At 50.0% G+C, this 19,159-nt stretch carries 12 protein-coding genes; all 12 read right to left on the bottom strand.

Going from position 1 to position 19,159, the window contains the following annotated elements; translation table 11 throughout:
* Positions 1 to 23: 23 nt before the first annotated feature.
* Positions 24 to 2,660: a hypothetical protein gene (locus B5F07_RS09145; RefSeq protein WP_087160975.1), complete on the bottom strand. Its 2,637-nt coding sequence runs from the start codon at positions 2,658 to 2,660 to the stop codon at positions 24 to 26.
* Between the two features lie 49 nt (positions 2,661 to 2,709).
* Entirely contained in the window at positions 2,710 to 3,612 is a 903-nt protein-coding gene (locus tag B5F07_RS09150; protein WP_087160976.1) for a carbohydrate ABC transporter permease, read from the bottom strand.
* 14 nt (positions 3,613 to 3,626) lie between these two features.
* Positions 3,627 to 4,547 carry an ABC transporter permease gene (locus B5F07_RS09155; protein WP_242972482.1) on the bottom strand — a complete coding sequence of 307 codons (921 nt, stop codon included), beginning with the start codon at positions 4,545 to 4,547 and terminating at the stop codon, positions 3,627 to 3,629.
* Positions 4,548 to 4,671: 124 nt separating this feature from the next.
* Positions 4,672 to 6,201: an ABC transporter substrate-binding protein gene (locus tag B5F07_RS09160; RefSeq protein WP_162613091.1), complete on the bottom strand. Its 1,530-nt coding sequence runs from the start codon at positions 6,199 to 6,201 to the stop codon at positions 4,672 to 4,674.
* A gap of 153 nt (positions 6,202 to 6,354) precedes the next feature.
* Positions 6,355 to 7,161, bottom strand: a complete 807-nt coding sequence (locus tag B5F07_RS09165) for a response regulator transcription factor (RefSeq protein ID WP_162613092.1) — start codon at positions 7,159 to 7,161, stop codon at positions 6,355 to 6,357.
* Positions 7,139 to 8,758: a sensor histidine kinase gene (locus B5F07_RS09170; protein ID WP_162613093.1), complete on the bottom strand. Its 1,620-nt coding sequence runs from the start codon at positions 8,756 to 8,758 to the stop codon at positions 7,139 to 7,141. Before B5F07_RS09170 ends, B5F07_RS09165 begins: the two co-directional genes overlap by 23 nt.
* Positions 8,759 to 8,957: 199 nt before the next feature.
* Positions 8,958 to 11,399: a glycoside hydrolase family 3 N-terminal domain-containing protein gene (locus B5F07_RS09175; RefSeq protein WP_087160980.1), complete on the bottom strand. Its 2,442-nt coding sequence runs from the start codon at positions 11,397 to 11,399 to the stop codon at positions 8,958 to 8,960.
* Between the two features lie 61 nt (positions 11,400 to 11,460).
* The gene (locus tag B5F07_RS09180) at positions 11,461 to 12,627 is read right to left on the bottom strand and encodes a pectin acetylesterase-family hydrolase (RefSeq protein ID WP_087160981.1); all 1,167 of its coding nucleotides are present in this window, start codon (positions 12,625 to 12,627) and stop codon (positions 11,461 to 11,463) included.
* Positions 12,628 to 12,648: 21 nt separating this feature from the next.
* Positions 12,649 to 15,195 carry a glycoside hydrolase family 3 N-terminal domain-containing protein gene (locus tag B5F07_RS09185; protein WP_204248834.1) on the bottom strand — a complete coding sequence of 849 codons (2,547 nt, stop codon included), beginning with the start codon at positions 15,193 to 15,195 and terminating at the stop codon, positions 12,649 to 12,651.
* A 15-nt stretch (positions 15,196 to 15,210) separates the two neighbouring features.
* Positions 15,211 to 16,848, bottom strand: coding sequence for a GH39 family glycosyl hydrolase (locus B5F07_RS09190; RefSeq protein ID WP_087160982.1), 1,638 nt, complete (start codon positions 16,846 to 16,848; stop codon positions 15,211 to 15,213).
* A 25-nt stretch (positions 16,849 to 16,873) separates the two neighbouring features.
* On the bottom strand, positions 16,874 to 17,824 hold the full coding sequence (locus B5F07_RS09195; RefSeq protein ID WP_087160983.1) for an alpha/beta hydrolase: 951 nt from the start codon (positions 17,822 to 17,824) through the stop codon (positions 16,874 to 16,876).
* 21 nt (positions 17,825 to 17,845) lie between these two features.
* Entirely contained in the window at positions 17,846 to 18,907 is a 1,062-nt protein-coding gene (locus tag B5F07_RS09200; RefSeq protein WP_087160984.1) for an alpha/beta hydrolase, read from the bottom strand.
* Positions 18,908 to 19,159: the final 252 nt, after the last annotated feature.

Genomic DNA, 19,159 nt, shown 5'->3' on the forward strand with positions numbered 1-19,159 from the left:
CCTCCTCGTATTTTCACGTTTTTTCATTCATACAAGAGTGTGACAGGACCCAGCATGCCTGCAGGCTCCATGGCACAGTAAGCTGCCGCAGACACCGATTCAACCACCTTGTCAATGGGATTTTCAGGAAGCTGACGGGCTCCCTGATTCGGATACACCTCTATCCGCAGAGTGTTTTCCCCCGGGGTAAAAAGCCCCTGGGTACAGAACCGGTAAGGCGGCGCGATCCGCAGACCTGCACAGACACCGTTGACATAGACTTTTGCATTCTCATGGACATCACCCAGATCGATCCCGCAAGGCAGCTCTTCCGGTTTCAAATGCTTTTCGTATACAATCCTGCCTACATACCGGGGATACAAACCTTTATCTCCCAGATCCTGGAGATCCGCAAGAGTCAGGTTTTTCTTCATGTCTTCCAAATATATCTGCCAAGGACCTTCCACCAGAACAGAACGGGTGGGACTTTTCCGGGGAGTCACCCCCGCTTCTTTCATACCCTCCTCCGTGCATAAATAGCCCAAACATAAGACCGCGCTCTCCTGCTCCCGCAGCGGCACGATAAACGCCCCCTCTTCTTTCCGGAGCCACCAGGCAGTAAGATCTGTCAGATCAAGCTGCAGTGCTGCCCCCGGTATTGGAACTTTAACTCTCACCTCTGTGTCGCCCCCCTGGTTATACAGCAGATAAACATCTGTAGTTCGGTCACCTTCCCCCGCTACATAATGGGCATAGCGCAGATCCGGTTTTTCCTCCGCCAGTTCCAAATCCGGAGAAATAACCTTTTTCAATTCTGCTGCCAGTTTCTTGAGCTTTACACACTTCCCGGGTAGGACAGGAACAGCCTTTCCGGTTTCCGCCTCTACCCGGGGGCTTTCCCCAATATAAAATACCGGGAAATCTTCCGCACAGAGCAGGAATTCTTTCACACACCGGGGAACTGCCTTAGAAGCAGGCAGAATCAGTGCATCATACCGGTTCCCGTTAATCTCCAGACCGTGATGACACTCTGTGTGGTAATACTCCTGTTGGGAAAATACATCAGCAGGAATAATGTCATAGCTGATCTGATGTTTCGCCATTTCGGCAGCCGGGACCTGGAATTTCATACACTCCCCGGCATACCATTCGTTTTCCCCATGGTAGAGAATTGCCGTTTTGATTTTGGCTTTGGTATGCGTCAGTAAATGGCACATGCGGTTAGCGTATTCGTTTTGCTGTCGTGAATATTCTGCCTCCAGATGCTCAAAAACCGGATCGCAGGGAATCAGCTCGGTAATGCCGTTAACAAACAAATGATCCATCACACTTTTGCGCAGGCGTGTTCCGGCACGCGCACCATATACCGCAAAAATCTCGCATACGCTGCGCCCCTTCTTTCCGGGGCAGATATGTCCTGCCGAAGATGCCAGCTTTGCCAGTCCGTAGTGATAAAATTCGCCATCGCCTTCAGGGCTGCCGTACCATGCCTGCGTGTAGTCCTTACCGGGGATCATCTGATTGGCGATCATGTCAATGCCTCCCATGTCCTGGCAGGCTTCTGTGCGGAAAAAATGCACGGCCCCACACGCCAGACGGCAGTGGCTGTTTTCATCTTCCAGCACGTGACCTATATAGAGCAGCCCCCGCTCCCGGCACCACGCATAAACCTGGGCATTATAATTATCCCGGATCAGTCGGGAAACTAATTCCATATAGTTGTACCTCACAGGCTCATGCTCTTTTCCTACGCCCTCATACCACAGATAGGCCAATTTTCCCCGCCAGGTATTCCCCTGTTCGGAAGTCCACCGTTCTTCTGCCTCCCGGCTCCACGGCAGGTCCATTGGCGTATTCCCGAGATCTTTGGGTGTGCCGACACGCTGGGTGAAGAAAAAGGCTTCCAGATTTCCCACTTCAGGCTCATCATAGAACATCCCAGTCCAGGTCTTTCCGATTTCATTCTTTAAGTGGGCATAATGTGGCTCGTACACTGCTTTGATCTGCAGTGCCACGGAATCCCGATCCAGTAAATTCATAAAACCGGGCCGGCCGCCGCCATTGTAAGTTTCATACACAGAGATAATTCTCCACAGACCTTCCGGTACATCCCAGAAAAGGATCCCATCCTCTATACAGTCCGTCACGTCAACCGGCGCTCCCTGGATTCTGCCGTCCTCCATCTTCACAGCCAAAGCTGCCCTGAGCCGGTTCCCCGCCAGAGGAACGGATCCGTTGCCCTGGAACAAACCATTAGTCGCCATAGTACCAGTCAGCAGGTCTGCACGAAAACGCCCTTTCTTAAGCGGACCTCTCACATCCAGGTGGCGCTGGGCCAAATAGAGCTTGCGAAGAGAAACATATTCCGGCCGGTCAAACCAGCCGTCTGCCCGGCCGGAAGGAAAAGGTGCTGCATCTTGGACCAAAAAGGTCATACCGTATTCCCGGCAATAGCGGACGACCCAATCCATATGCTGCCAGTAGCTTTCGGAATTGAACAGAGACACATCCCCCGTACGTTCCGGATCTTCCCATAGCAGAACCATTGAACGGAGACCACTTTCATGAAGGGTACGTATTTTTTCCTTTATATCGTTCTCTGACTCTCTTGAGGAAAGCCCGGTAAAGGGGTGAATGTGGTTTCCACATTCGTCTGTAAAGATCTGGGTAAAAATACTCATTTTTCCGCATTCCTTTCTCACTTTTCTATTTTTATGTCGGAGATATTTCTCATTCTTTCACACCGCCCAGAGTAATTCCTTTGACAAAATACTTCTGAAAAAACGGATACAGCACTAAAATTGGCAGGATCCCGATGACCGCAATAGCCATACGTATGGTGGTAGAGGGCAGTGAACCTGAGGTTCCCAACTGCTGCATCAAATCCTTCGACTGTACCAGAGCATTCACATCGTTATTAATGTTATTGAGTACGATTTGAATGGTATAGAGATCGGAACCTCCCCGGGATGTCAGATAGTACATACCGTTCATCCAGTCATTCCAATAAGCAAGACCGGCCATCAGCCCAATAGTCGCAAGAATGGGCTTGCTCAGCGGCAGAACCACCCGGGTTAATACCTTCATTGGACCTGCTCCGTCGATCTGTGCAGCCTCCATCAGACTGGACGGAATTGTGTACATCACATAGTTGCGGATCAGGATAACGCTGACAGCATTCATCAGCATATTGGGCATTATCAGCGCCCATATGGTATTTTTAATGCCTAAATACCTCACATAGCAGTAATAGGTGGACACCAGACCGCCATTAAACAGCATGGAAAAGATAAGCAGGAAGGAAACAAATTTCATCCCCGGGATATTCTTTTTGCTGATTCCATAGGCAAACAGCATGGAAATCGTCACATGGGCTGCCGTCCCCACTGCGGTTACCACGATCGTCATCAGGTAGGCATGTCCGATCGTCTGCCATTCCTGAATAATATACTGGTATGCTTCCGTACTCCACTTTTCCGGGAAAAAACTGAATCCGTTTTTCAGCACTACGCCGGAGTCTGTCAAAGAGGCTATAATCAGCAGAACGAAAGGCAGAACGGCACACAGCGCGGCCACAGCGCACACCACATGGCTTACCGCCTGGGTCAGCTTATATTCTTTTGAATGGATCATATCTTTCCCTCCCTTCAGAATAAAGCGCTGTCCGGTTCATATTTACGGATGAACGCATTGGTCAGCATAATGAGAACAAAGCCAATGACAGACTGGAACACACTGGCCGCGCCGGACATACCATAATCCGCATTCTCCATCAGCGCCTGATAAACATACACATCGATTGTACGGGTATAGTCATACAGTGCGCCGCTGTTCCGGGTCACCTGGTAGAACAGACCGAAATCCGAACGGAAGATGGCTCCCACTGCCAGAAGCATTGTGGTAATAACCACAGGTTTCAGCTGAGGCAGTGTAATTTTAATAAACTGCTGAAATTTCCCCGCACCGTCAAGGCTTGCAGCTTCATAATAGTCTCTGCTGATTCCGACCAGTGTAGAAAGGTACAGGATCATCGAATATCCGACGCCCTTCCATGTATTGATAAACACCAGCAGGACCGGCCAGTATTCTTTGGCCGCGTACCAGTTTACAGGTTCCAGACCCAGGGCAGGAAGCACTGTATTGTTCAAAAAGCCGGCATCCGAAGACAGGAACGCGAACGCCAGATAGCTGATGATGACCCAGCTCATCAGATTCGGCAGCAGCACAAAGGTCTGGTACGTCTTGGCCATTCGCTTGGAAACGAGTTCGTTGATAAACACTGCCAGCAGAATGGCACAAATGGTACCTACGATCCAGAACGCCACATTATAGAGGATCGTGTTGCGGATAATGATCCAGGAATCTTTCGAAGCAAACAGGAATTTGAAGTTATCAAGACCTATCCAGTCGCTTCCAAAAATTCCTTTGGTAAAATTCAGATCCTTAAAAGCGATAACGACGCCGAACATCGGCAAATAGTTATTAATAAGCAGATAGATCAGGCCCGGCAGGACCATCAGGTAATAGGGGAGGTAGTTTTCCCTTCTTTTCTTCAACAATACTTTCATTTTCTTCACCCCGCAGCCTTACCGGCTGTAATCACATTTTCTTTATTCTGTCAGAACATCTCTGACTCCTTTATCATCTACGGGCTGCCGGTAACCGGCAGCCTGTAAGCAGCATTTTGTTTATTTAACTGTTCTCGGCAATAAAAGCATCCAACTGTTCCTGGCAGGCAGCGATCACATCATTCATTCCGGCTGCTTCTAATTCACTGAGGAATTCGGGCAGCAGACCTGCCGGATCTACCGCTCCGGCATTAATACTGGGACTGTACTTCTCCACCACTGCATTAATGGCCGATACTTCCGTAGAATACTCTGACTCATCAAACACAAATCCTAAAGCAGGGGAGACTGTATTTTCTTTCTCAATCGCCTGCTTGATCTCATTCATATCGATAGGGTTTGGCTCAAAGACAGGCAGGCTCAGCTGATTGCCGATCCAGGGGTATGCAATGTAATATGGCAGTTCCACGGGGTTGTCGGACATCCAGCGCACCAGCTTTTTGTCGCCTTCTTCTTCCACTACTTCCCACTCTTCTCCTTCAAAACCGTACTGCACCAGGGTATAAGCATCCGGATTCTTATAAAAGTAATTCAAAAACTCTACTGCTTTTTCAGGATGCTCGCAGTTTGGCGTGACATGCCACATCATACCCGCCAGACTTCCCATAGTAACAGAAGGCTGCATATTGAATACTACGATTTCGTCGGACCATGAGACGGTCTGGTTCAACCGTTCGTCAAAGGATCCATATGCCAGCATCCCCACCACGTCGTCCCGGGTACAGATCTCATCGGCAGAATCAGTGGTAACAGCTGCATCAGCAGAAATCCACCCTTTCTGCGCCCACTGATACATTCTCTCAGCGTAGTCTGCATATTCAGGAGTAGCATATATATTTACCACTTCTGTAGGATCGTAATTATTGTTGTTCAGCATCAGACCACCGTAAGAGAAATAGGTCTTCCCCAAATTATCGAAGCAGAAAGCATTGTTTATCCCCATAGATCCGCTGGCAGTGGACACCTGCATCAGCATAGGCTGTCCCTCGCCATCTTCGATCGTCTGGAACATATCTTCCAGTTCGTCAAAGGTGTAGAGCTTATCTACATCGCGGGTGAAACCGTACTTGTCAGCGATGGACTTTTTCATCTGGTAGCCATAACCGTCAGCGTTGACACCTGTCACGGTAAGACCAACCAGCTGTCCGTCAATCTTGCACTGTGCAACGTAATCTCCCATCTGCTCCAATGCGTCCGGAGCGTACTGTTCCGCTAAATCGTCCAGGGCGATGCACATCCCGGAATCCCATGTCTGTGCCGCCGTGCCGAAGGAAATAATCACATCCATCTGTTCTCCGGAAGAAACAGCCAGAGTGGCATCGGTAGTACAGTTTGCCACATCGGTGCGCTCAAAGGTCACATGGACGCCGATGTCCTTTTCCAGCATCTCATTGAGGGCGTCTTCCATTTTGTAGAAACCGTCACCGGGTTCCGTCAAGGTACAGATCTGCGCTACAATCTCCACGATTTCCTGCGGGTCTTCCTCTCCGGTACCGCCGTCTTCCGCCTGATTGCCGCAGCCTGTAAAAGAAGTCACTGCAAGAGATGTGCCGAGCAGCAGGGCAAACATTTTTGTTTTTGTCTTCGTCTTCATACTTTTTCCTCCGTTTCCTGTTAATAATAATTTTAAAAGGTCTGTAGTGGGATATTTGAATATCTCACCTGGTTTCTGCTTAAAGAATATAAAAAAAATGACGGTTTGACTATTTAATAACCAAACCGCCATATATAAAAATTAAACTATAAATCATTGCAGTATTCTTGTTTTTTCATTCTTTTGACCAATCGCACTGGGTGTGCATCCAAAATGCTTTTTAAAAGCAGAAAAGAAGCTGAGATAATTATGATATCCTACCATCAAAGCCACGCTATTTACACTGTAATTTCCGCTTTTCAACAGTTTTTCAGCCAATCGCATACGCTCATCAATGATAAACTGGCTGATCGATTTTCCCGTCTGCGATCGGAAAACCCTGTTGATATACACCGGATGGAAATGGAACTGCTCCGCGACAGATGCAACAGAAAGAGACTCCTCACCAAGACTTTTTTTAATATACTGCTTTATCTCCCGGGTCAGTTCCCCAGGATCTTTTTTCTGAATGCTTTTCCAGTCTGATACATCAGCACTGTTCTGAAGCGCCGCTTCCCCATATTCGTGCAAAATGCTTTCACTGCGGGCTGCTTCCAGCCGGTCCGCCACCTTTTTCACTGCCGCTCCGATATCTTCATACCTTGCCGGCATTAATAAGTATTCGCGGCAGCCCAGACTAATCGCCTGGCGGGCATACTCAAAAGAGGCATGGCAGGTCAGGAAAATGCATTCGATAAGCTTATTATTCTCCCTCACCCATTTCAATAAGGCGAGGCCGCTCTCTCTGGGCATTTCGATATCGCATAATAAAATGTCAATATTTCCGGAATTAATACATGTCCGGGCGCTAACTGCATTATATGCCACAAACACCTCATCTATCCCATAATCCTTCCAGCAGATATCTTCTTTCATGGTATCGGCAGTCAGTTCTTCATCATTTACAATCAGCAGGTTCATCATCATCTCCTCCTATCTCATAGGGAAAACAAATGGTAAAACACGTCCCCACATCTTGTTCCGATTGCACAGTGATAGATGCTGTTTCTCCAAAGACAGCTGTCAGGCGCCGGTAGCAGTATCTAAGCCCGATGTGCTCGTTGCCGTAGGACAGATCCGGTTTTCCGCTGAAGATTTCCCGGGTATGTTCTAATGTCTGCGAATCCATGCCAATACCGTCATCCTGAATCTCAAAAATAACGATTCCTTCCTTGTATCTGCCACGAATCTGAACATGCAGTACTTTTCCCTGACAGATACCGTGTTTGACCGTATTCTCCACAAAATTATGGAGCAGGAGAGGGGGAATACGAACCTTATCAATCTCAGGAGTGATGTCAAAGCAAAGGGCGAGCCGGTTGCGGTAACGGTAATTTGCAATCTTTCCGTACCCGCGGATTACCTCTTCCTCCTGTTTGAAAGGTTCCGTCTCATTATTGCCCCGGAACATATAGCGGAAATAATCGGAGAGATAGAGAAGAGCCTCCTGAACTGCATCTGTCTCTTGCCGCTGAGCCAGAGTATAAATCAGACTGATGACGTTCACCAGGAAATGGGGCCGGATCTGCAGCCGCAAATTGTATAATTCCAGTTTCCTCCTTTCCGCTTCCTTTTGATAGTAGTCGATCTTGTTTGTCTTAAGTTCGTCCAGCATTTTGTTAAACGCATGAAAAACTTCGCTGTATTCCGGTGATGAAGACTTTTCTTTAATTCTGTACTCCAGATCACCCTGGCGGATTTCAGATGCGGCTTTTGAGACCGCCTTAAGCGGCCGCAGTAAAAACCGGTATATATACCCGCACAGAACCGGTACAGCTGCTAAATATACAATCGCCACAATATAAAGCAGCGTGCTCTCAAAAGCAAGATTATACAGCACCTCTCTCCTGTCCTGCGAAACGGTTAACGTCACGCCATGCTCTGTAAAAGAGGCTCCTACGCGGTCTTTTCCCATTTTCATTTTACTTTGGGTAAATGAAACATCCGTCGATTGATATTCCATGCCGGAAATTATATTCTGGGAAATAGAATCCAGATTAATCCAACAACCATATAAAGTATCTTTTCTGTCCTGAACTAATACCAGACAGGTCATGCCATCTATCGTACAGATACTCCATCTTTGCAGGGGAATTGATTCCACTGTTTCACAGAGAACTGCAGAATCCGGTTTCGGAATTCCTTCTGTGCCGTAATATAACTCATCATTTGTTTTTTTCAGATAATAAAAATATCCGTCTGCACCATCCGCCAGATATGCCCAATTCTGTAGTTTCACAAAAAACTGCAGTTTAGCTTTCACATAGTCCTCTCCGCTCTGCTGCCGCATCATCTGAATGCAGTCCGTATCGTCGGTAGAAAAATAATACAACATGGAAATGGCAGCCCGCATCCGAATACCCAATTCTTTCATATGAGTGGATGCCAACTGATGGTCTGCCATTTCCATCTGGTCCACAGTAGTATCTACCGCTTTTCGCGTAACTGATATTGCGATCAGATTGAGCGGAAAGATCAACAGAACAATAAAAAGAATAATCTTTTTATAAAGCGTCACTACTATCTTCCTTTCCCTCTTTATCTGCCGTATGTGCCTTCTTTCTCTACAGTTGATTGTAATAAAAACATAATGCCATGTCAAGATTTCGCGTTCCAGACAACGCCCCCCGAACGGCTGACGGATCATAACCGTTTTACACTTCCTTTAACTTTGCCAGATGCTTCCGCAGTCTGCTTTCCCGGCGCTTTCGAACAAATCAATATTCCGGCAGCATAGCCAGTTTTTCTTTTATCTTCGCCATGCTCTCCTTCCATATATCCGAACTCTTATCCACACCGCTTACATACCGTTCCATATATTCTCCGAGCGGAGTCTCCCCGAAATATATCACGTTGCTCTTTAATTTTTCCCGATCAAAAACACTGCCAAGGATTTCCTCACATACTGCCACAGCGTCCTCTCTTGCAGCGATCCGGGAGATCGGAGTATACAGGGAGAGTCCGTACGGATCCGCCCCGGTCAGTTCCACTTCCGCCTGCGCGGTAATATTCCGGGACGAATTCCCGATCAGCAGATCATATATCCCCGGTTCACACGCCCAGTCATGAAGCCTCGTATCATAGGAAGCGAAATCACGCGGTCTAAGTTCCAGGGTCACTTTTCTTTCCTCTCCCGGTTCCAGTTCCACCTTCGCAAATCCTTTCAGTTCCTTATCCGGGCGCAGAAGCGTGGATTTTCTCGCGTGGACATAGAGCTGGACAACTTCTTTCGCTTTCATATTCCCTTCATTTTTCACAGTCACAGTGACCCTGAGCGGTTCTGACGACTCATTTCCATATGTCTTCTGCACATTCTGCACAACTGCATCACGGATAGAAAACCGGCTGTAACTTAATCCGTACCCGAATGGATAGAGCGGTTCGATCCCCTTAAAGTCATAATATCTGTATCCGACGAAGATTCCCTCCCCGTAATTCACATGTCCGTACTCGCCCGGGAAATTAAACGCTGTGGGCGTATCCCGGTACTTTTTCGGGAAGGTGATCGGCAATTTTCCACTGGGGCTTACCGTTCCGAACATGATATCCGCCGCGGCACGGGCGCCTTCCATGCCCGGGAAGAATACGCACAGTAAGGCGTCAATATCTTCCAGAAACGCTTCCAGTTCTACGGGACCCGCCACATTAAGAATCACGACAGTCTTTTTCCCCGCCTCTTTCGCTTCCCGCAAAGCGCTTTGCAGCAATTCTTTATCCGCAGGATCAAAATCCATCGCCGGGCGGTCGCTTCCCTCCTGCCCGGACGCGCCTGACGTGATGATTACCACCTCAGTCTCCGGCTCCATCCGGTCTGTCAGAACGGCGTCCGTGTACCGTGCAGTCTCCGTCACCAGACTGGTGGTTTTTGATGTATCCACCTGTGCGCTTCCGGAACCGGAATCCATAAACCTTTGGGAAAGAGGACCATAGAGCGCCACTTTTGTCCCCCGCTTCAGAGGCAGGAGGCCGTCGTTTTTCAGAAGTGTGATTCCTTCTGACGCCGCGCGGTACGCGGCATTGCGTGACAGTTCCGTATCGATGGTCTGATACGTTCTTCCACGGAATTTCGGGGACTTTAAGACAATGTTCAGCATCCGGCTTACCGCGTCATCCAGCCGTTCCATGGAGACCGTACCGTCCGATACGGCCTGATAAAGCTTATCTTTTCCTCTCGGTCCCGGCATATCCAGGTCATTTCCCGCATTCAGCGCTTCCACCTGATCATAAACAGCGCCCCAGTCTGAAACGACCTGACCGTCAAAGCCCCACTCCTCTTTCAGCACCTCTGTCAGAAGCCACCGGTTCTGAGCACAGGGCACTCCATTGATGGAATTATAGGCGCTCATTACAGTCTGTACTTTTCCTTCCTTTACGGTCGCTTCAAATCCCGGCAGATAGATCTCCCGGAGCGTACGCTCGTCGATATGCTCATCGATCCCTGCGCGGAGAGTTTCCTGGTTGTTCGCCGCGAAGTGCTTCACATCCGCGATCATTCCCTGATCCTGCACGCCTCTGGAAAATGCAGGAGCCATCCTTCTGCTTAAATACGGGTCTTCTGAAAATGACTCGAACACACGCCCGTTCTTCGGGTCTCTCTGGATATTCGTATTCGGGGTGCCCAGGAGCACGTCGATCTTGTATGCCATGGCTTCCCTTGCCACCGCTTCCCCGACCTGGTACACCACATCCGGATCCCATGCTGCGCCAAGGAGCATTCCCGGCGGGAAACATCCCGGCTCCTCTCCTTCCGGGCGGAGAGCCCGCACGGCGGGACGCAGCTTTAACACCAACTCCCGGAACCGCTCCGGCAATGTCTCCGGAAGAGGTGTGTCGCTCACGATATATTTAACGAATGCCATAGCTCCGGCTCCGCTCTCGTTGCTGGACTCCACGCCGGTATCAGCCGGTCCGTCATCCGGCTGTCCCTCATTTTTCTTCTCTTTTTTCTCCCTGCGGATCTCCTCTGCCAGAAGTTCGCACACGTACTGGAGCATATTTACGCCCGTCGCACCGTCCAGATAGATCAGTGACGGGATTCCGTATTTCGGCATTTCTGCTGTGGAAAATGAACTTCTTCCGATCAGCAGGTCGATCTTTTCTTCCACCGTCATCTCCCGCAGCAGCGCAGGGATGGACGATTCATCTGTCAGTTTTGTCATCGTTTTTCTTCTCCTTCCATATAGTATTCCTTCACCTGTATGATCCGAATCCGTCACCGGGCTATTTCAGATACTCCATGCCGACGCGCATGACCATCCCGTTTACCGCATCTGTAAGCCACTGGCAGGGCGTCATACCGTCTTCTCTGTGATCGAACATCCACGCACAGTCAAGGACACAGTGTTTGGTCAGCTCCGCATCATCGAATCCCTGCTGGTCCATCGGCCCTTCAAAAATATAAAATCCGCATTTCGGTATCCTCTCCTCCATGTCGGCACACATCTTTTTCAACGTCTCCCGGTATCGTATTCCCGCCGCTTTGTCAAAGGTCAGCTTTTTCCCGTCCAGTCCGTTCTGTGCCTCGACAAGTAGAGCGTCTCTCACAGAACTGATAAACAGATAGCGGATGCTTTCCCCATATTTGCCGTAAAGCGCTGTCAGGGAATCCAGCGTAATATTGTCCCCGGTCAGCCGCTTCCAGATATGCTCCGGGCTGTGCCACACTTCCCGCGCGATGCGCTGCCAGTCTTCCCTGATCAGGAGCGAGCTGTCCACAGCTACCGTAATATCTTCACATCCGGGGAACTTACCGATCACATCATCGGCAAGCAGCGCCGCACCAAATCCGCCCGCGCTTACGCCTGCGATCAGCAGTTTTTTCGGCGTGCCGATCCATTTCTTTGCCATATCGATCACTGCCAGAGCATTCTTATACCCATGGCATCCCATAAGTCTCGGAGTACCGTCCAGTGCATGGTACGGGTACCATCCATTTCCGCAATGGAAGTCTCCGCTTGAATACGGCAGCTGGATCATGGACCATTCTGCGAACGGATTGTCCTCACGGGATGAGCAGATTCCCTCCCGAGCGGCAATGTCGCCCATCCACTCCGGATCATTGAAATAATAAGTTTCTTTAAAATGGGTAGTAAACCAATTTCCCGGGCGGGCGGCGCTATACTCATCATACATGACTCCCCCTCCGTTAAAAAACACCACCAGTTTTTCCGGATGTTTTCCAATCCTCAGCGAGCCGTGGTAACGCGTCCGATTCCCGCCAAAACATCCGTCCGGATATAGCCGGTAAAATTTCCCTGTCTCCGGAGTCTCATCTTCTTCCAGTACCGGATAAGATGCTTTCTCAAGAAGTGCAAACCATTTTTCACTGTCCGGCGGCAGCATCTCCCAGGGTTCCAGTCTGATTTCTTTCTGCATGACAATCACCATTCCTTTCTTTTTCCTGAATTTTCACTTCATGTCCGCACCGTCTTTCCCTTTTAGTTTCCACGCGAACGCAATCATCCGTGCTGCGGCGCGGACGAGCTGCTCCCGGGTGAGACGCGCAGTCTCAACTTCATTTTCATCTGCATTTTTCCGTGCCTGCAGCAGATTCTCATAATGCCCTTTTCCTCCCGGCATCAGGATGTCCAGTCCGGCAGCAATGCTCTGGGCAGATGCGAACTTCCGGTATTTATTCGTCCTGTCTGACGCGCTTGGCTCTCCTCCCAGCCAGTCGGACATGGCGATCCCTTCGAATCCCCACTCCTCCCGGAGCATCTCTTCGAGAAGAGAATACTGCTCGGACGTGTGCACGCCGTTTACCAGGTTATAGGAAGTCATAACCGCATGGGGCTGTGCCTCCTTCACGGCAATCTCAAATCCTCTTGCATAGATATCGCGCAACGCCCTAACATTTACCATGCTGTTGGAGCGGAAACGGTTCGTCTCCTGATTATTGCAGATGAAATGCTTCACAGTGACGCTGAGTCCCGGCGTCTTCTGCACTCCTCTGGTAACAGCAGCCGCCATCTTTCCGCTGACAAGCGGGTCCTCAGAATAATATTCAAAATTGCGCCCGCACAGGGGGGTCCTCTGGATATTCATGGACGGGGCAAGCCAGATCTGCACGCCGAAACGTTTCATCTCATCTGCCACGATCTCTCCGCACTGCTCTGCCAGATCCGGATTAAAGCTCTGCGCCAGGGCTGCTGCCACCGGGATCGCAGTACAGTTCTGCTCATGCTTCTCACCATGCCGTTCCTGCGGCTGAGCGGACGGAAATGCAGCAAAGACCGCCTGCATCATATCCTCCGGGATTAATTCCGCAGGATTGTCTTCCTGCTCCGGCTTAATCTCGAACACGCCGTTCTCATCCACGCCGTATTCCCTGCTGATGCGCAGTCCTGCCGGACCGTCCGCCAGGACCAGGTTTTCCACCCCATATTTCCGGAAGCGCGGAGTTGTCTCTCCTGCTGCGCCTGCCACAGTGATTGCTGCGTTTCCGATGATACTTCTGCTTCCCTCATCCACAAAATCACCGGTGCACAGATATGCCAGTTCTTCATCTGTCAGTGTCTCCGCAAGTGCAAGAGCTTCCGCATCCGTCTGCGGTCTGCGATGCACTGCCGGACGGAAGGCATCAGCCGGTATCCGGATCACGGGCAGATCTGTCTGCCCCGCTCCGCTGTCCCGTCCGGTTCCGTAGTCCTGCCCGTTTCCGCTGTTCCATACGGCTCCGCCATCCTGCCCGGCTCCGGCCTTCTCCGGTTTCCAGTCGGTAAAATCAGTCTTTCCTTCCAGACTGTGCACCTGTTCTACAGTCACTTCACGTTCCAGATTCAGGGAACATACCGGGCACGTATTCCGGCTGCTGTTTCCCACACGGACAAGGTAACTTCCCGCTTCCAGAATCCGGCTTACACTCTCTGCATCATAAGATGCGAGATCTTCCATATGAAATGACAGCTCTGCCTGCGTCTCCTCACCCGGAAGGAGTTCCTTCGTTTTGGCAAATGCAGCGAGCGTCTGGTATGGCTGATCCAGCTTTACGGATGGAACAGACACATACGCCTGTACCACTTCCTTTCCCGGACGGCTTCCTGTATTTTTCACAGAGACCGGGATCCTCACTTCCGTGCCCTGTGCTTTTACCGCCCCCGGATTCAGGACAAACTCCGTATAAGAAAGTCCGTGTCCGAACGGAAAGAGAGGCTTCTTCTCCGCAGTGTCGAACCAACGGTAACCCACATAGATTCCTTCCCGGTAGCGGACATCATCCCTGCCTCCGAATTCTCCCTCTTTGCAGAAGTCATCCCAGGCAGTCCATGTGGCGGCAAGTTTTCCGGAAGGATATGTCCTTCCCAGGAGCACGTCGGCGAAGGCATCCCCCACCGCCATTCCCGGCTGAGAGAGAAGGAGAATATTCCCCACCTGCTCCGCCACGGGGGAGAGATCCACCATACACGCTGTATTCAGCACGAGCAGAAATTTTCTGTATTTTTCCTGAAGCGCCAGAATATCCCGGATCTCTGTCCTGCTCAGGAACAGATCCCCTTCGGTCTCCAGACGGTCCGCCCCCTCGGAGCAGAATCTCGCCAGGACATAGACGGCAGTCTCTCCCTCCCCGTCAAGAGGCAGTTCATAATCCGGTTCCGGCATCACGATCGTCAGATTCTCCATCAGCCGGTCGATACCGTCTTCGGCGATCTTCTCCTTCATCTTTGCCCGGAATTCCTTCTTCGCCTTCCTGCGCTCTTCTTCGTATCCGTTCAGCCACGCCTTTGTCGTAACGGTGAATCCCGCGTTCTCAAGCCCCTGCTCCACGGTCGTAAAGCTGCGGACATTCACATCGCCGGAGCCGCCCCCTCCCTTCACCGTACGGCGGGCGCCGCTTCCATAGAGAGCGATCTTTACGGGGCCTTCCAACGGAAATGCCCCGTCTGATTTCATCAGTACCATGCACTCCGGCGTCATTTTTCTTACCAGTTCCAGGTGTTCTTTCTCGTAGTTTTCCATTTTCTTCTCCTTTTTTCATTCCTCCGTGTTCTTTTCTATCCGGATAAAATAGATATCATTGATTCCCAGTTCCACTTCCGCCGTAAGGACTCCGTCCCGGTATGTATAATCAAGTTCTTCGTCCCGCATTGCAGACGCTTCCATGATCGCCGTCACTTCCGCGGGAGTCAGATCATACGGCTCTCCCATCTCCTCCCAGACTTTTCTGGGATTGCAGTGGACTTCATCGATTCGCTGCATATAAGCCCGTTTCGGAGCGTTTTCAAGTTCTACATGGATCACCGTTTTTTCCGGCAAAGCGTTAAACTGCTTCGTATTCTGGCGGAACAGGAGGATCTGTTTCTCCTTCTCTCCTTCAAATGCTGCCGCTTCCACCTCTGTAAACTGCGATTCATCCAGAAGGATTCTGTTTTCCTCCGCCTGCGCCAGCATCCTCATCCCGTAGAACACAGGCTTCGGAATGCCATGGAATGTCATCATCCCATAACCGCCGTGGAATGGCTCCTTGAACTGGTGCAGTTCTTCGAAGATGTCGGAGTAACACCAGATGCTGTCCCCCTCCACCAGATCTTCTATGGCGAGGGAAGTGCGGACGTCATATGCCGCCACCTTACGCATATCCTGCCCTCTGGCGCCAAACGAAGCGCTTAAGTTCCACTCGGTGTAGAAGAGCGGAAGCCCGTCCGCCTGCTCTCTGACGATCGCCGCATTTTTCGCAAGCAGGTCTCTGTCCAGACCGTCCCGGTCTGTTCCGTCGTACTCTGGATTTCCGCCGCCGAACACCATTTTCAGCGCTTTTAAGATCGGCGTATCCCCGGGAAGCGCAGCGAGCGCTGCCCCGATCATCTCTGTGCGTTTCTTCTGTTCCTCTTCTTCCTTCTCCTGTTCCGCCACGATCTCCTCGTATGTTTTCTCCGCTTCCTCCTCTGTCACGCCCAGAAATGGCTCTCCCAGATACTGGTGTGTGGAGATAAAGTCTACCGGGACGTCATTTTCGCGGCAGTAAGAAACGAACTCCGGGATCCAGCGGCTTGCGCTGGACGCCGGTCCACCCACCTGCAGGCGCGGACAGAATTCCTTGATCGTCCGCGCGGTCCGGGCATAGAAATCCATATACCCGGACTGACTCCCCTTAAAAAATGTCTTTGCCAGATCCGGTTCGTTCCACACTTCAAAGTACCATGTACATACCTCCTCTTCGCCATAGCGGTGGAAGAGATATTTCAGGAAATCCCGGATATAGTCACACCACTTTTCCATGTCTTTCGGCAGGGAACGGATGCTTCCATATGCGAATCCATGGGTGGGATCCTCCGCCAGAAGCTCCGGCATAAAGGAAAGTTCAATAAATGGCTTCAGTCCCACCGAAAGCAGATTGTCGTAGACCAGTCCCACCTTGTAGAAATTCGTCTCCACGATATGATCCCCCACCGGGATGCCGAATACCATGGGGAAATTACAGAGAGTCCCCATATCGTCATTGAATGTCCCGTGGAAGCGCACCCGTCTGATCCCCAGTTCATCATGTACTCTTTTTAACATCTTTACCGCATCCGCCCTGAACAGCGTCGCGGCGTGACAGCTTCCCACGCAGAACTGCCATTTTTTCTCATATTTTTTTGTCGGAAAATTATTCTTAACCGTCAGTTCCATTTCGTCCTCCTATTGCGTCATCCTCCTATTGCGGAACCTGTTCTCTGATACTTCTTTTCTGATCCTGATACAGTTCATTTCTCATAATCTCGGCATTGTCGCCCGCAAAGGCGTTCCCGGCTTCTTCATCCCCCTGCAGCTGCCACATAAACCATGCAGTCACATAGCCATTCGCAGAGTAAAGTACCTCATTGTGGACCGTGTCTTTTCTGCGAAGCATAACTTTATCGGAAGGAATATCATCATATATTTCTTCAAGCTGTTCGCCCGTCACAACCCAGTCGTCACCGCCGCCGGCTCCTGCGATCAGCAGAACAGGGATATCAATCTGTGCTGCATCGTAGTCCCAGAGCAGGTCATGTGCCAGTTCTTTGTTAGTCGGTGAAAGAGAGACTGCTGTCTTGAAGATATCACTGTGCTGCTGTGCAGTCACCGCGTTGATCACGCCGACACCACCCTGGGAATGCCCGACAATACCCACATTTTCAAGGTCGATTTTACGAAAAAATATATTCTCTTTTTCGTTGTCACCATCGCCAAGCGTTTCATTTTCGCTTAACAGTTCCAGATAACGGATACACATTTCGGCTGAAAAGCCATTCCAATCGTACTTTTCTTCCGTGCCGATAACGAGGAATCCCCAGGAAGCAAAGTGCTTTGCTACCGCAGGATATTTAGACAGAGGCGTACCGCTTCCATTACACATGATGATTACAGGGTATGTATCTGTCTTTTCTGTCAGTTCACTCGGATAATAGAGAATGTATTTTCCAAACCCCTGCAAAACAGCTTCTTCATAGACAGAGACTTCATAAGTCCCGTTCGCCATATATGTTTCTTCTATCCTGCCGCCGGTTTGAACCTTTTCCTGATAATCAGCAGGGGCAGCCGGACGCCTGCTCAAGTAAACGAGCAGTATAATTATGCACAATATGACCAGCACGATCAGAGCGATAATTTTCAATACTTTTTTCACGTGTTTTCTCCTCACTTAAACTTATGCGTTGCAATGCCTGACCCACTCCGTAAACCGTTCCAGCCAGCAGCCGTACCCCTTCTCCTCTTTTTCTCCCAGCGCCTGCGTGATCTCATCCCCATTGACACATGCGCCGTATCCGTGGCCGGCCCCTTCCACCACTGCCTCTTCATATTCGGTGCCGGAGCTTTTAAGCAGTTCTTCATACTCCCGGATCTGCGCGATACTGACCATATCGTCCTTTGTCCCGTAGCTGATAAACTGCGGGATTCCTCTGCTGTTCATATGCTTCACCGCGTCATATGTCTCCAGAATTTCCTCTCTTTTCGCCTGGTTCCTTACCTCTTCTGCCGGGAACGAAGCGAAAAGCATTCCTGCATTATACCGGTAGCTCAGCGCCGGATAGACCAGTCCCGCGAAGTTAAGACTGTCATCTTCCAGATCTGTCCGGTCCTGCTCATATCCTTCCCACTCAGCCGGTCTGCCCTGCCAGATATTGAGGAACATTCCAACCTGTGCCCCTCCGGCACTGAATCCGACAGCTCCGATCTTATCTCTGTCATACCCGTACCGGGAGGCATTGCAGCGTACATATCGCACTGCCCGCTGCATATCCATCAGAGGGAGAGGCTGGTAATAAGGATTTGTACGATACCAGAGCACAAAAGCAGTCACACCGCTCTTCTGCAGTCTCTCCGCGATCTGGGTTCCTTCGTTTTCCATGGATTTCATGCAGTATCCTCCTCCGGGAACGACGATCACAGCCTGCCTGCTTCCCTCTGCAATATAAGGGATCAGATACGGCGTATCTTCAAATGTCTCATGGAAATCGGGATCAGCAGCCGGTACCTGCCGGGCAGTATATGTATCAATCGTTTTCTTTTTATCCCGGTACTTTCCGCCTCTCAGCGCAAGGATCCACCGCACACTGTCCAACATGGCATTTCCCTTTCCGCTTTTTATCTCCATAACGGAAGCCTTTTTTCTGCTGCTGTTGCCGGGGATATTTTTCCCCCAGATATATATCCTGTTTTCCTGACTGTTTTCTTTCCGTCTGGTCTGCTTTTCTTCTGATTTCTCCATTTTTTTCGTCCTCCTTCCGTTAAATACAGATGTACTTATTCCCGCAGCTGTGCAGAAATGTTCTTCTTTTTTCTATTAATATAGTAAGGAAATGGGAAAAGGCTGTATATCCTGTTTTTCACATCTTTGTTCTGTTTTACCGAATTTAATCTCACAGTCATACCAAAAAAAGTGTCCGAAATAAAAAACATTAGAGATGCAGCTTTTCAGGAATTATCTTTTCCTGAAAGTGCATCTCTTAAAATAGAATTT

This window comes from Lachnoclostridium sp. An169 (assembly GCF_002160525.1).
GTDB classification, from domain to species: domain Bacteria; phylum Bacillota; class Clostridia; order Lachnospirales; family Lachnospiraceae; genus Mediterraneibacter; species Mediterraneibacter cottocaccae.

Coding starts and splice junctions, on each gene's coding strand:
- B5F07_RS09145 (WP_087160975.1), bottom strand. CDS start 2,660: ATGAGTATTTTTACCCAGATCTTTACAGACGAATGTGGAAACCACATT.
- B5F07_RS09150 (WP_087160976.1), bottom strand. CDS start 3,612: ATGATCCATTCAAAAGAATATAAGCTGACCCAGGCGGTAAGCCATGTG.
- B5F07_RS09155 (WP_242972482.1), bottom strand. CDS start 4,547: ATGAAAGTATTGTTGAAGAAAAGAAGGGAAAACTACCTCCCCTATTAC.
- B5F07_RS09160 (WP_162613091.1), bottom strand. CDS start 6,201: ATGAAGACGAAGACAAAAACAAAAATGTTTGCCCTGCTGCTCGGCACA.
- B5F07_RS09165 (WP_162613092.1), bottom strand. CDS start 7,161: ATGAACCTGCTGATTGTAAATGATGAAGAACTGACTGCCGATACCATG.
- B5F07_RS09175 (WP_087160980.1), bottom strand. CDS start 11,399: ATGACAAAACTGACAGATGAATCGTCCATCCCTGCGCTGCTGCGGGAG.
- B5F07_RS09180 (WP_087160981.1), bottom strand. CDS start 12,627: ATGGTGATTGTCATGCAGAAAGAAATCAGACTGGAACCCTGGGAGATG.
- B5F07_RS09185 (WP_204248834.1), bottom strand. CDS start 15,195: ATGGAAAACTACGAGAAAGAACACCTGGAACTGGTAAGAAAAATGACG.
- B5F07_RS09190 (WP_087160982.1), bottom strand. CDS start 16,848: ATGGAACTGACGGTTAAGAATAATTTTCCGACAAAAAAATATGAGAAA.
- B5F07_RS09200 (WP_087160984.1), bottom strand. CDS start 18,907: ATGGAGAAATCAGAAGAAAAGCAGACCAGACGGAAAGAAAACAGTCAG.